This is a genomic window from Paenibacillus xinjiangensis (assembly GCF_059686975.1).
In genome coordinates, this window is record NZ_JCAALS010000003.1 from 258,098 (window position 1) to 272,094 (window position 13,997).

The 13,997-nt window shown below is 49.0% G+C and carries 12 protein-coding genes, 1 pseudogene and 1 riboswitch; all 13 genes and pseudogenes read left to right on the forward strand.

What is annotated here, in order from left to right:
* The first annotated feature begins 6 nt into the window (after nucleotides 1-6).
* The 13 genes and pseudogenes from AC6ESP_RS05170 (at nucleotide 7) to AC6ESP_RS05230 (ending at nucleotide 13,842) form a co-directional block, all read left to right on the forward strand.
* Nucleotides 7-936, forward strand: coding sequence for an ABC transporter permease (locus AC6ESP_RS05170; RefSeq protein ID WP_497095606.1), 930 nt, complete (start codon nucleotides 7-9; stop codon nucleotides 934-936).
* 32 nt (nucleotides 937-968) lie between these two features.
* Nucleotides 969-1,889: an FAD binding domain-containing protein gene (locus AC6ESP_RS05175; RefSeq protein ID WP_497095607.1), complete on the forward strand. Its 921-nt coding sequence runs from the start codon at nucleotides 969-971 to the stop codon at nucleotides 1,887-1,889.
* Between the two features lie 16 nt (nucleotides 1,890-1,905).
* The gene (gene pucD / locus AC6ESP_RS05180; protein ID WP_497095608.1) at nucleotides 1,906-4,200 is read left to right on the forward strand and encodes a xanthine dehydrogenase subunit D; all 2,295 of its coding nucleotides are present in this window, start codon (nucleotides 1,906-1,908) and stop codon (nucleotides 4,198-4,200) included.
* A complete protein-coding gene (locus tag AC6ESP_RS05185; protein ID WP_497095609.1) occupies nucleotides 4,197-4,709 on the forward strand; it encodes a (2Fe-2S)-binding protein in 513 nt (170 codons plus the stop codon). The genes pucD and AC6ESP_RS05185 overlap by 4 nt, the downstream gene beginning before the upstream one ends.
* Complete coding sequence (gene uraD, locus AC6ESP_RS05190) at nucleotides 4,696-5,190, forward strand: 2-oxo-4-hydroxy-4-carboxy-5-ureidoimidazoline decarboxylase (protein ID WP_497095610.1); 495 nt, start codon at nucleotides 4,696-4,698, stop codon at nucleotides 5,188-5,190. The genes AC6ESP_RS05185 and uraD overlap by 14 nt, the downstream gene beginning before the upstream one ends.
* 30 nt (nucleotides 5,191-5,220) lie before the next feature.
* Complete coding sequence (gene uraH, locus AC6ESP_RS05195) at nucleotides 5,221-5,577, forward strand: hydroxyisourate hydrolase (RefSeq protein ID WP_497095611.1); 357 nt, start codon at nucleotides 5,221-5,223, stop codon at nucleotides 5,575-5,577.
* Between the two features lie 12 nt (nucleotides 5,578-5,589).
* The gene (locus AC6ESP_RS05200) at nucleotides 5,590-6,978 is read left to right on the forward strand and encodes an allantoinase (protein ID WP_497095612.1); all 1,389 of its coding nucleotides are present in this window, start codon (nucleotides 5,590-5,592) and stop codon (nucleotides 6,976-6,978) included.
* A gap of 61 nt (nucleotides 6,979-7,039) precedes the next feature.
* A complete protein-coding gene (gene allC, locus AC6ESP_RS05205; RefSeq protein WP_497095613.1) occupies nucleotides 7,040-8,296 on the forward strand; it encodes an allantoate deiminase in 1,257 nt (418 codons plus the stop codon).
* Complete coding sequence (locus AC6ESP_RS05210) at nucleotides 8,293-9,534, forward strand: pyridoxal-phosphate-dependent aminotransferase family protein (protein WP_497095614.1); 1,242 nt, start codon at nucleotides 8,293-8,295, stop codon at nucleotides 9,532-9,534. The genes allC and AC6ESP_RS05210 overlap by 4 nt, the downstream gene beginning before the upstream one ends.
* A 79-nt stretch (nucleotides 9,535-9,613) precedes the next feature.
* Complete coding sequence (add, locus tag AC6ESP_RS05215; protein WP_497095615.1) at nucleotides 9,614-10,672, forward strand: adenosine deaminase; 1,059 nt, start codon at nucleotides 9,614-9,616, stop codon at nucleotides 10,670-10,672.
* Nucleotides 10,673-10,701: 29 nt separating this feature from the next.
* A complete protein-coding gene (locus tag AC6ESP_RS05220) occupies nucleotides 10,702-11,601 on the forward strand; it encodes a M15 family metallopeptidase (RefSeq protein ID WP_497095616.1) in 900 nt (299 codons plus the stop codon).
* 208 nt (nucleotides 11,602-11,809) lie between these two features.
* Nucleotides 11,810-12,548: pseudogene (pyrH, locus tag AC6ESP_RS05225) on the forward strand (UMP kinase).
* A gap of 152 nt (nucleotides 12,549-12,700) precedes the next feature.
* A riboswitch (purine riboswitch) is annotated at nucleotides 12,701-12,810 on the forward strand.
* Nucleotides 12,811-12,891: 81 nt separating this feature from the next.
* Nucleotides 12,892-13,842, forward strand: a complete 951-nt coding sequence (locus AC6ESP_RS05230; protein WP_497095617.1) for an EamA family transporter — start codon at nucleotides 12,892-12,894, stop codon at nucleotides 13,840-13,842.
* Nucleotides 13,843-13,997 lie beyond the last annotated feature (155 nt).

Sequence of the window (13,997 nt, forward strand, 5' to 3'; positions counted from 1 at the left end):
TTAGGAATGGAATTGATCACTCAATTGTTGGTTGCCGCCATATCTTCTGGCACGCCTCTATTATTCGCGACACTTGGAGGCATTCTGATCGAGCGCTCGGGTATAATCCAGCTTGGAGCGGAAGGACTCATGCTAATGGGGGCAGTTATTGCCTGCATGACTTATCTGAATACGGGCAATCTGGCAATTACGATTGCAGCAGCTTGTGCCATCACCGCCATCCTTGGTCTTGTCCATGCCTTTCTAACCGTAACACTGAGGGCGAACCAGATCGTGAGCGGACTTGCCATGACTCTCTTCGGCGGTGGCCTAAGTGCTTATCTCGGTAAATCGATAACGGGGCAGCCTGTTACAGGTGCAGTTCCTAAGCTGGATATGGCCTGGATGGAGTCGGTTCCGGTCATCGGGTCTGTGCTGGCACATCTGGATATATTCACATGGTTCAGCTTTGTACTCGTAATTGTAATGCATTTGTTCATAAATCGTACGTCATGGGGGCTCCATCTTCGGGCAATTGGGGATAATCCGCCAACAGCGGATGTAATGGGAATAAGAGTGCAGACCTTCCGTTATGGCTATGTAATTGTCGGCACTATGCTTATCGGTCTGGCTGGTGCAGATCTGCTGCTCGTGTATTCACCAACTTGGATTGAAGGCATGACAGCGGGTAGAGGCTGGATCGCGGTTGCTCTTATTATTTTTGCCAGATGGAATCCGATTCGCGCTCTGCTCTGTGCTTATTTCTTCGGTGCTCTAGATACGCTTGGGTTCCGCATACAATTAATAGGGAGCGAAATTCCATCTTATTTTCTCAAAATGATTCCTTATATCGTTACGATTCTCGTATTGATGTTCCTTGGCTGGCGTAATCGCAACAAGCCTTCAGGAGCTCCTGAGGCGCTGGGCAATCCGTATATTCGTGAGCAACGATTCTAATATTCGAAGTCTTCAGTTAGGGGGGGAGAGTTATGTCGGCGAATGCACAAGGATTAATCCATACTCCCTTCGTATGGTATCCAAGCAATAGCATGGAGGCATGGGAGCTTAAGCAGTCATTAGGAGCTTCCGGCATCTTCACAGCAGGTGGTACGCTGCTCCGGACACAATGGGAGTCAGGTGCATCACCTATGCCTGATCACCTTATACATGTGGGCGGCTTAGAAGAGCTTGAAGGCATATCGCTTACAGGCGATGAGGATGGCTGCTCGATTGGAGCATTAACAACGTTATCGGCATGCAGACACAGCCAAGTGTTGGAGATGAATTATCCTGCATTAACAGAAGCGATGCGCGTCATTGCAGCACCTTCGATTCGGAATCAGGCTACACTTGGTGGCAATGTGCTATCTATGGTTGGAGATTCGCTGCCTGCTCTCCTGCTCTATGATGCTGAACTGTACTGGCATGATGGTCAGGCTGGCTTACAGGAAGCATTGTCGGAATGGCTGTCAACCGCGGCTATCCATCCTACGTGGAGAAGCAGAGTTCTGCTCAAGGTACAGCTTCCTCTTGCTGCGCAAGAGAATGCTGTGCCTCTGGAATCGAACATAAAGCGATTCGTCGCTTTTCATAAAGTCGGCAGACGGGAAGCTTTTACACCTTCTGTCGTTACAGTCGCTTGGCATGCCGAGCTGGATGCACAAGGCAACTATGCTGACGTCCGTATTGCTGTTGGCGGAGGACAGACTATCCCAAGGCGAATGGAGGAGGCGGAGAAGCTGCTTATCGGTTCATCCGCTAGTCTGGATAAGATACAGGAATTGCAGCAATGTGTAGTCGAACTATTCGAACCGATAGGAGATGCATTCGCTTCAGTGGAATACCGCAAGCAGACAGCTGCGAATCTATTGGCTTCGGAGTTGTGGAAGATCGCTAGAGAGGTTGGTTAAGGAAGGGGTATGACATATGCTGCTAAACCGATCAGCAAGCGGTAAGCGTTGGCGGATCAGGCCTGACGGACCAGATAAAGTGACAGGAAAGCTTACTTACTTAACGGATATGACCGAGCAAGGCATGCTCATAGGCAGAGTACTTAGAAGTCCGCACCCACATGCACGGATTATCGCTATTCGCACTAGCAGAGCCGCTGAATTGGAAGGCGTGCATGCTGTTCTGACTTATCAAGATGTTCCCGGACTCAATCGATTCGGAATTGCATTCCCCGATCAGCCTGTATTGTGTGAAGACCGCGTTCGCTATATTGGAGATGCGGTTGCTGCTGTAGCAGCAGAAACTGCCGAGCTTGCTGAATTTGCGCTCACTCTAATAGAAGTAGACTATGAGGTGCTGCCGCTTGTCGATGATGCAGAGCAAGCACAGGAGGAATACTCTCCACAGCTTCATCCGCAGGGCAATATCCTTCACCGGAATGGTCATCGAATAGGCGAGATTGAAGAGGGGTTCGCTGCTTGTGCTCATATTGTGGAAGAAACGTATGATACGCCAAGGCAGATGCATACGTACATGGAAACCGAAGGAGGGCTGTTCGTTCCAGAAGCGAATGGACGATTAACCGTATTCTCACCTACTCAGCATGGATTCATGGATCGGATGCAATTGGCTCGTATATTAGCGATTCCACAGACAGATATCCGTATTGTCTCTAGCCCAATTGGCGGCTCCTTCGGCGGAAAAGATGAGCTGAATGTACAGCCATATGGTGCGCTGCTGGCGCTAAAGACGAAGCGTCCGGTCAAAATCCATCATTCCAGATGGGAATCGGTACGAGCGGGACTTAAGCGGCATCCGATGAGAATAACCATGAAGACAGGAGTCGACGCCAGCGGATGCTTCCTTGCCCATCAAGTGAAGATTGTTGCTGATACGGGGCCGTATGCCACGCTAGGTGCGGAAGTGCTCAACTTTGCGATAGAGCATGTTATTGGCCCGTACACGTATCAGAATTTGGACGTTGATGGAGTATCGGTCTATACGAATAATGGGATGTCAGGTGAATTCCGCGGCTTCGGCGGCAATCAGGCGATATTTGCTCTTGAAGGTCAGATTGATCGATTGGCAGAAAAGCTTGGACTAGATCCTTGGAAGCTCCGTCAGATGAATATGAGACAGCCGAATGACCCAGGTCCGTTCGGTCAGCCGATAGCTCCTACGAATGGAGCCCATCAAGTGTGGGACGCTCTATCCTCCAGCAGCTTATGGCAGGAGAGAAGCAGGCCGAGAGTGGTTCCTGAGGAGACGCCTTGGATCAGAACAGGCATCGGAGCAGCATTCACGATGCATGGAGCAGGACTTGGCGTAGGCATACCAGATCCTGCGGGAGGCAGGCTAACACTAGCTGCTGATGGCAAGATCGAGGCCGTATTCGGATATGAGGAATTCGGTCAAGGCCTGCTTGCGACGCTTGAGCTAATGCTGATTGAGCAATTCGGCTTCGCTGAAGAGGATATTCGAATTATTATCGGTGATACAGATGTGGTGCCAGAGAGTGGATCAACCACTGCCTCTCGCGCCACGAGCATGATGTGGAAATCACTGCAGAATCTGCAGCCCGTGTTCACGAAGGCCGTGCTTGAGCAAGCTGCTAACCTGCTGGAAATGCCAATCGAGCAGCTCCAGCTCGGGGCAGGAGGAATATGGGATGCTGATCAGCGGCAGCTGCTGTTGACTTACGCTGATCTAGCGTGTACATGCGATGAGCCGATCAGTCGTACGACGAAATTCGATTTCCCGACCTCTCCATCCGATCGAATAGGTGCGCATTTCTTGTATACCTATTCAGCTGTAGCGGTTAAGACCGAGGTTAATCTATTAACAGGCCGCGTACGTCTGCTGGATCAATATCATGTGGTAGCTGCTGGGCCTGTCATGAATCCGCAGGGATTTCTAGGGCAGATTGAAGGCGGCAGCAGCATGGCTCTGGGCTTCACGTTAACGGAGGATGCTGTTATGGAGAAAGGCCATTATTTGACGAAAAACTTGGATACGTATCTCGTACCTACAATCGTAGAGCACCGGGGTACGATTGCTGTACAGCCGATTGAAGATTTGCCGGATGATGATACGTATGGACCGCGAGGAATAGGTGAGGTTGGTTCCGTTACGTTAGCACCTGCGATGGCAGCAGCTATCTATGAGGCAGTAGGCAAGAGAATCTGCAAGCTGCCTGTCGAGCCAGAGCTGCTCCAAGAACCATTGTCGTCTATTTTGATGAATACGAATAAGGCGGTGGGCGGACAATGAGCGACAACACAATGGCCGATACCTTGGAGCAATTGACCTGTCATATTAATGGCAAGAAGACAGAGCTGCATGTCCCGCCAGCCAAGCGATTGCTATCTGTGCTGAGGGATGATCTAGCGATGACTGGCACGAAGCGATCCTGTGAGATTGGACGCTGTGGTGCCTGTATGGTGCTCATTAATGGACAGCCGATGAATGCCTGTCTTACGATGGCCTATCAATGCAGTGGCAAAGAGGTTACAACGATAGAAGGAATAACGAGCGCGGATGGGGAAATGGATGTGATCCAGCGAGCTTTTCTGGAAGAGGGCGGCTTCCAATGCGGTTACTGCACGCCAGGGATGGTCGTATCCGTCAAAGCTCTGCTCGATCATAATCCAGCCCCCTCGAATGAAGAGATAGAGGAAGCTTTATCAGGCAATATATGCCGCTGTACAGGCTATGGAGGCATTAAACGTGCCGTTCAGAGAGCCATTGAATGGAGGAGTAGTGAATATGAAACTATCTGATATTAATGAATTGTCGCAAGAGTCATTCGTGGCCTTGTTAGGTGAAATATTCGAGCATTCCCCATGGGTCGCAGAGCTTGCTTACGAGCACAAGCCTTTTGCAGCTACCGCAGAGCTGCATTCTACCATGGTGAATATAGTAAAAGGCGCTAGCTTGGAGCAGAGGGTTGCTCTGTACAAAGAGCATCCAGACTTGGCGACGAGAATAAGAATTGGTGAATATTCAACGAAAGAGCAGCAGGGTGCAGGTCTTGATCGGCTGACACCGGAGGAATTCGAAGTATTCTCAGAAGCGAATCGTCAGTATACGGAGAAGTTCGGTTTTCCTTTTCTGTTCGCCGTGCGGGGCAAAGACAAGTCGGATATTCTGACAGCCATGCAGACAAGAATTCATCATACTGCTGATGAGGAGACAGAGGAAGCCATGCAGCAGATTGAGACGATTACAGGCTTCCGGCTTCATGATCTCATAACCGAATAATACCAGGGGACCGGGAGGAGAGGAATAGAGATGACGGCAGGCAGAATTACAACACATGTACTCGATTTGTCTGGGGGTAAGCCAGTTGTTGGCTTGACCTTGGAGCTATGGCTCGTATCGGATAATACGCCTAAGTTGCTGCAAACCGCAGTGACGAATTCAGATGGAAGAATAGATACGCCGCTTCTGAGCGGAAATGCAATGAATGTAGGCATCTACGAGATTATATTTGCTGCTGGAGATTATTATCGGAAGAGTAGAGCATCGGAGGAAGAACTGTTGTTCGATCACATTCCAATTCGGTTCAGTGTTACTCATGCCGAGGCTCACTATCATATTCCGCTGCTCGTCGCACCGGGAGGCTATAGCACTTATCGAGGAAGCTAGGGAGGCAATGCGATGAATGAAGCTTATGATCTTATTATAAAAAATGGCTTTGTCGTACTCGAGCAGGAGGTTCGCAAGCTGGATATAGCTATTCAAAGCGGCCGAATAGTCTCTTTGTCGGATTCATTGGCAGACGACCATGCTAGCTCATATATCGATGCAGAGGGTCAATATATTGTACCAGGAATGATTGATATTCATGTTCATTTCAACGAACCGAATTATGGTCATTGGGAAGGCTTCGCTACAGGCTCAGCTTCTCTGGCGGCGGGAGGATGCACGATGTATGCCGATATGCCGCTCAATGGCAATCCTCCTACTGTGACGCCAGAAGCGCTCGCAGATAAGGCAGCGAGAGCAGCAGAGAACTCAGTCGTTGATTATACGTTCTGGGGCGGACTCGTTCCAGGCAAGCTGGATCAGCTGGAGGCCATGCATGCAGCGGGAGTGGTCGGGTTCAAAGCCTTCATGTCTAACCCAGGCGGTGAAGGCGAAGGAAGGTTCCGTGAAGTCGATGATTGGACATTGTTCGAGGGGATGAAGCGAATTGCAGCATTAGGCGGCTTCGTAGCCCTACACGCGGAGAGTGATTCCATTACTTCACGTCTAGCTGAGGAGTCTATAGCTGCCGGATTGTCGGATGCGAGAGCGTTCGTGGGCACAAGACCGATTATAGCCGAGCTTGAAGCTGTTAATAAAGCACTGTTGTTCGCAGAGCAAACGGGCTGTGAGGTTCATTTTGTGCATATTAGCAGTGTGGAAGCAGTGGAAATGATCGATCGTGCGAAGAAGCAGGGCCTTGCAGTGACCGTAGAGACATGCCCCCACTATTTGCTGTTGACGGAGGATGACATGGCTGAGTTAGGACCTGTTGCCAAGTGTGCGCCGCCGCTCAGAAGCAAGAAGCAGAAGGAGGGCATGTGGCGAATGATTGCAGAAGGCAAGCTGGATGTTATTGCTTCTGACCATTCTCCTTGTCCGCCAGAGCTGAAGTTCGATGAATCGCTTACTTTCTTTGAAGCATGGGGCGGCATATCCTCTGCACAGAGCAGCTTGGAGCTAGTCCTGCATGAAGGGTGGCTTAAGCGCCAAATCCCGATTAATGAATTATCCGCAATATTATCGACAGGGCCTGCTCAGCGCTTCGGTCTGTACCCGAAGAAAGGTATCATTGCAGTCGGCTCTGATGCAGATTTGGCTATCATAGATCCGAATGTCACATATACACTTACTCAAGATCATTTGCAGTATAAGCATAAACATAGTCCCTATGTAGGGAAGGAAATAAATTGCAAAGTTACAGCCACCTTGGTAAGGGGGGAGCTCGTATACTCAGCTGATGCAGGGATCGTCAATGATCATCATGGTCAGCTTATGCTGCAGGCTGTCGTTACCAAATAGGATGGATAGGTAAGAAGAAGATAAGTAGAGGAAATAAACCTTAGTAGAGGAGGCTATTCAAATGAGGATACCGATGAAACAAGATGCTGCCTCTTTCGTATCCCTTCTTCTTGAAGAGCTCGCCTCAATCGGGTCAGATGACCAAGGCGGAGTTACGCGGCTGCTATATTCAGACGAGTGGCTGCAAGCTCAGCTCTTCTTGGCTGAACGGATGAAGATGCTTGGTATGGATGTGCGATTCGATCAAGTTGGTAATTTGTTCGGCAGATTACAAGGAAGCGCCAAGGATGCTCCTGTTATTCTGACGGGTTCACATATTGATACAGTCCGTTCAGGGGGACATTATGACGGTGCTTACGGTATTGCAGCCGGTATTGCGGCATTAACCTATTTGAAGGATACGTATGGACAGCCAGTTAATACACTCGAAATCGTGTCCTTCTGCGAAGAGGAAGGCAGCCGTTTCCCGCTTACCTACTGGGGATCAGGCAATATGACAGGTCTGTATGATCTGCAGCACGGAGTGAATGTCTATGACACAGATGGAATAAGTCTTCATCAGGCAATGGAGGATGCGGGATTTGCAAGAATGGATCAGGCTCCTTGCAGCTCAGAAGGGCTCGGGGCATTCTTAGAAATACACATTGAGCAAGGGCCGGTTATGGAGCGACAACGCAAACGGATTGGTATCGTTGAAGCGATTGTCGGTCAACGCCGTTACGCAGTAACCGTGCATGGTGAGACTAACCATGCAGGTACGACGCCAATGTCGATGCGCAAGGATGCGCTTGTCGGAGTGGCCGAGATGATCCTCCAGCTCGAGGCGGACGCGATTATTTGCGGCGAGCCGTTAGTTGCAACAGTGGGACGGATTGATTGTGTACCGAATACGCCGAATGTTGTTCCGGGCTCCATTGGATTTACAGTAGATGTGCGCCATACGGATGATGCTGTTATTACTGAATTCTGTGAAGCTGTATTCGGCAAGTTCAAGGAGATGGCGAAGTGGAGAGGCTTGGAGCTGACGATCGTTCCTTGGCTCGAGGCTAAGCCAGCGCCTATGCATCGTGAATTAAGCGATAGGCTGGAGAGAATCTCGAATGAACTGTCACTGCCATATAGAAGGATGGTCAGCGGGGCAGGACATGATGCGCAGTTATTTACAAGCGTTTGCCCGACTGCTATGCTATTTGTGCCAAGTAAAGACGGGATTAGCCATTCACCACTTGAATTCACAACAGCAGAAGAGCTCGCGGATGGCGTATCCGTATTAGCGGCATTGTTATATGAGTTAGCGTATGAGGGGAAACTGCCATGAAATTATATACTGAATTAGCTCCATCACAGAGAACGATTATGACACCAGGTCCGGTTGAGGTTGATCCAAGAGTGCTTCGAGCGCTGTCATACCCGATACTGGGACAATTTGATCCGGAGTTCACAGCATTAATGAATGACACGATGGAGATGCTTCGCGTATTATTCAAGACGGATAATCAGTGGGCTTTTCCCGTTGATGGCACCTCAAGGTCAGGTATTGAAGCCGTTCTAACCAGCTTGATCGAGCCTGGTGATAAAGTGCTGATTCCGATATACGGAAGGTTCGGGTATTTGCTGCATGAAATCGCCGATCGCTGCGGAGCAGAAGTGACGACTCTCGAGAAGGAATGGGGCTGCGTCTTCGATCCTGAGGAAGTCATTAACGCGATCAAGAAGGAAAAGCCAGCTCTTGTTCTGATCGTTCATGGCGAGACGTCGACAGGACGCATTCAGCCGCTGACTGATATCGGCAAAGCCTGCCGCGAGATGGATGTACTGCTCGTCGTTGATGCGGTAGCGACCATTGCTGGTGTCCCCGTAGAAACGGATGCATGGTGCTTGGATGCTGTTATTGGAGGCACGCAGAAATGCTTGTCCGTCCCATCAGGAATGGCACCTATCACTTATAATGAAAGAGCCGCAAGCAAAATCGCAGCGCGCAAGAAGGTGGAGCGCGGACTGCGGACAGCGGATGATCTGGGCAGTACCCATGGCGGCAGACCACAGATTCAGAGCAATTATTTCGATCTAAGCCAGCTGCAGGATTATTGGAGTCCTGCTAGGCTGAATCATCATACCGAAATGACTTCGATGCTGTATGCGCTTCGTGAAGGGCTGCGTATTACGCTAGCAGAAGGGCTTGATCAGCGGTTCGCTAGACATCGGCTGCATGAGTCAGCTCTTGTAGCGGGGATTGAAGCGATGGGACTTTCCTTCTACGGCGATCCTGCGTGCAAGCTTCCTGTCGTTACCTGCATCGACATCCCTGCAGGTGTCGACGGAGAATCCGTACGCAGCATGCTGCTTGATCAATTCGGCATCGAGATTGCTAGCTCTTTTGGTCCATTGAAGGGTAAAATATGGCGGATTGGTACAATGGGCTACAGCTGCAATCAGAAAAATGTGCTTCACCTGCTGGGCGCATTCGAGGCTGTACTGCTTCGTCATGGCGCTAGCCTGCCTGCAGGTTCAGGTGTTCAGGCTGCATTAGATGTATATGCTAACGCTAATAAATAAGCTTTCCATAATAGTGTGACTGCTAGCCGCCGCCCGGAGCAATGGACGGCGGTTTGCTGTAACGAGAGGAGTATGAACAATGATTACATCAGAGCAATTAGAGCTGCTGCACAAGCTTCCAAAAGTCGATCTTCATGTACATCTGGATGGGAGCGTTAAACCGGCTACCGTTGTTGAGCTGGCTGCCATTCAAGGAAAGAGCCTCCCTACAGAAGCAGTGGATGGGGACCTTACGCCTTGGATGCAGATTGATGATAGCTGCCAGAGCTTGAAGGAGTATTTGAGCAAGTTCCAATTCGTGCTGCCTTTCCTCCAAACGGCTGAAGCCTTGGAAAAGGTAGCCTATGAAGTGGTTGAGCAAGCTGCTGAGCAGAATTGCCATTATATTGAGGTTCGATTCGCGCCATTGCTTCATACGATCGAGGGCTTATCGCTCGATGATGCTATTCATCATACGATAGTAGGCTTAGAGCGTGGAGAAGCGAGCTTCGGAGTTAAGGCGAGGGCGATTGTTATTTGCTTGAGAAGTGATACCGTCGAGCAGAACTTGGAAGTGGTGGAGGCGGCTGCCCGCTATTATGGACAGGGGGTAGTCGCTGTTGATCTGGCTGGAGACGAGGCATCCTTCCCGCCAGTGCTTCATCACAGCATATTTGAACGGGCTGGCTCGTTAAATCTGCCTATAACGATTCATGCAGGAGAAGCGGGCGGCTCCGATAATGTGAAGGAATCGATTATGGCGCTTGGTGCGCGCCGAATTGGACATGGTGTTCGTATCATTGAAGATCCGGCAGTTATGGAGCTAGTGAAGAAGACGAGAACACCGCTGGAGATGTGCCCAGTCAGCAATATTCAGACCAAAGCTGTATCAGGCTGGGAGGTCTATCCCATCAGACAGTTTGTTGAAGAAGGTATTGTTGTAACAGTTAACACGGATAATATGACCGTATCTGGAACTACGATGACGCTGGAATATCACATGCTAATGGAGAAATGCGGGTTCACCCTGAATGAAATAGGCTCGTTGATTATGAATAGCGCGGGAGCTGCATTCCTCGAAGAGCAAGAGAAGGAACAATTGAAGGGGAGCATAGCAGCAGCGCTGACTGATCTAGGAATTCACCCTCTATCTGGATAATTGAAACAGCTAAACATAAGGAGTAAAGTATGCACAACTATCCCATGACGAGACTGGCTGCGGCATTAGCATCAGCTGTCTTACTTTTAACAAGTGTCGCATGCGCCAGTGCAGAGGAGAACCGAGCTCCGACAGCAACGCTTGCTGCTGCGAAGACACCGGTTCCTTCCGAGACGCCTGCCGAGCTCCCAGAAGCGACTCCTGTCGCAACGATGGAAGGAGTGGAGGAGACTGTGGAGGAGCAAACGCCTGAATTAGAGCAGTCAGCGTCACCGTCGGATGGCATGGATGAGAATGAAGTCATTGTTCGCAGGAACAAGCTGCCGGAGGGCTTCGTCTATCTCGATGAAATCGTGCCAGATGCTCAATATGATATCCGTTATTATGGAGAATATAATTTCGTAGGCTCTCCAATTGATGGGTATAAAGCTCCTCTTGCAATCATGACGAGCAAGGCGGCGAAGGCTCTGACGGCAGTGAGTGATGAGCTTGCCCCCAAGGGCTATGAGCTCAAAATTTATGATGCCTATCGGCCAAGCAAGGCCGTAGCGCATTTCAAACGCTGGGCGGCAGATACGGATGATATAGCGATGAAGGATATTTTTTATCCCGATATGGATAAGAGCAAGCTGTTCAAGCAAGGGTATATTTCTTCGAGATCCGGCCATTCCAGGGGCAGTACAGTGGACCTGACGATTGTTCACAAGGATACAGGTGAAGAGGTGGATATGGGCGGTCATTTCGACCTGCTGGGAGAGCTTTCTAATGAAGATACGAAGCGCATTACACAGGAGCAATCGGATAATCGCAAGGTGCTTAGAGAAGCGATGGAGAAGAATGGCTTCAAGCCTTACAGCAAGGAATGGTGGCACTATACGCTAGTGAATGAGCCTTATCCTGATCGTTATTTTGATTTCGATGTCGAGTAAATCAGTCTTTATATTGCTTCCGAGTACGATTCATAATAGAATGAATTGATTATGAATATTTGGAAGGAGTGGGGATATGAGGAATCGGGATTGGACTAATGATTTCAATGATTTCATTATCAATCGTTTCTTACCTATTTTCATTCTTGATAAACACTAAAGCACTTGCTGCTTTAGTGTTTTTTTATTTCATTAGGGGGTGAGTGGTTTGAGAAGGTACAATCGCGTTCTGATCAAGCTAAGCGGCGGTGCAGTAGCAGGGAATAGTGAATTCGGGTTCGCCCCTGAACGACTGGAGCATATTGCAGGTGAAATCTTGTCTGTCGTGAACTTGGGAATAGAGGTGTCACTCGTTATCGGCGGAGGCAATATTTTTCGCGGCAATGGCAGAGAGCTGGGGGATTGAACGAGCTGAGGCCGATAATATTGGAACACTCGCTACCGTCATCAACAGTCTCATGCTCAGAGGCGTGCTCAAAGCGAAGCTGAATAAGGAAGTGCGAGTGATGACTGCTCTTCCTGTCAGCTCAGTAGCCGAGCCGTATATTCGCTTAAGAGCTATTCATCATCTGGAGAAAGGCTATGTGGTTATTTTTGCTGGAGGGAATGGACAGCCATATGTAACAACAGACTATCCTTCCGTGCAACGAGCAATTGAAGTGAACTGCGATGCAATTCTCGTTGCCAAGCAAGGCGTCGATGGTCTACTAGATGCTGACCCTAAGCTGAATAAAGATACACGCAAGTTCAAATCTTTACACTACAACGATGTCCTTCAGCGCAATCTTAAAGTGATGGATCAATCCGCATTTATTCTGGCAAGAGACTATAATCTTCCGATTCATGTCTTTAACTTCGATAAGCCCGGCTCGATGAAAGAAATATGCCAAGGTAAACATCACGGAACTGTAATTAGCAAGGAGTCTGTATTGGAAATGGATGCATGAGAAGGGGAGCTCACTCCTTAATGAACAAGAATTCAGAAAGATATGGTTCAGACGGAAGGGCTGTACAATTAGTTGCAGGGTGCCTGAGTTATTTTCATAGCCATTCTATTGACAACACCTTACTTGTCATGTAATATTTAACCTGTTCAGCTGAATCATAACTTCATACTTATCGTATAACCCCGCAGCAGCAAGGTAATCAAGGGCGGGGGTTTCTACGGGAAGCCTTAACTTCCTAACTACGAATATAGCGAATCATGTTTGAGTGATTTCTATATTCCTGGTTAGGATTTTTTATTGTCGTTCAATGGTTTAAGGAAATAGAGGAGGATTTAAGAACATCATGAGATATTTATTATCGGTATTATTCGGGGCAATGAGCTACGGCATTCTTTCTACGATTGTCGTCATTGCTTATGGCAAAGGTTATGAATTAGGAGAAGTAGTAGGTACACAGCTATTGATAGGCTTTATTCTATCTTGGATTATGGCGATCTATATGAAAAATCGAGAGAAGAGAAAAGCGAAGTCTGATGCTGGAATGGTCCAGTCAACCGCCCAACAAGCCATGAGGATGACCTGGAAGCACAGAATATTGCTGATGCTTGCTGGTACGCCAACAGCCATTACTGGACTACTGTACTACCAGTCTCTCCGCTATATCCCTGCTTCACTTGCTATTATATTATTATTCCAGTTTACTTGGATTGGGGTGCTTGTACAGGCTGTGTCGCAGCGCAAACGTCCGAATGGACTGATGCTAATCACGCTGCTGGTGTTGTTCGGTGGGACATTACTGGCTGCAGGCGTAATGGAGCAAGGCAGTGGCAAATTCCATCTAATGGGTATTGTTCTTGGACTTCTGTCCGCAGTAAGCTATACGATCTTTATTCTAGTGAGTGGAAAAGCTGTGCCTGGGGCACATCCCGCAACCCGCAGCGCATGGATGCTTACCGGTGGTGTAACACTCGTGTTTATACTATTCCCACCAGCATTCTTGTTTAACGGTCTGATATGGGGCGATCTGCTGCTATATGGATTCCTGCTCGGGTTGTTCGGAGCATTCATCCCACCACTGCTGTTCGCAGTAGGTGTTCCGCATATTGGTGAAGGAATGGCTGCGATTCTTGGAGCGGCGGAGCTTCCGATCGCTGTTATGCTGTCCTCATTCGTTCTCAATGAGCATGTATCCTTGCTGCAATGGGCTGGTGTTATACTCGTATTAATTGGGGTTGCGCTGCCCGAAATGATTAAGCTGATCAGAGTGAACAGACGGATTGTTCGAACGCACTAAACAAGAAGAAGCTGGATGCCAATGTGGCTCCAGCTTCTTCTATTTGGTGCGCCCAGCATGGGCGCTATCTCTAGGGTTCAAGTCCCGAATGGCGAAGGCAGTAGTAGCCATAGCTTAAGGCAAGGGTGTCCATCGTGAGGTGGAATCTGAAGGAA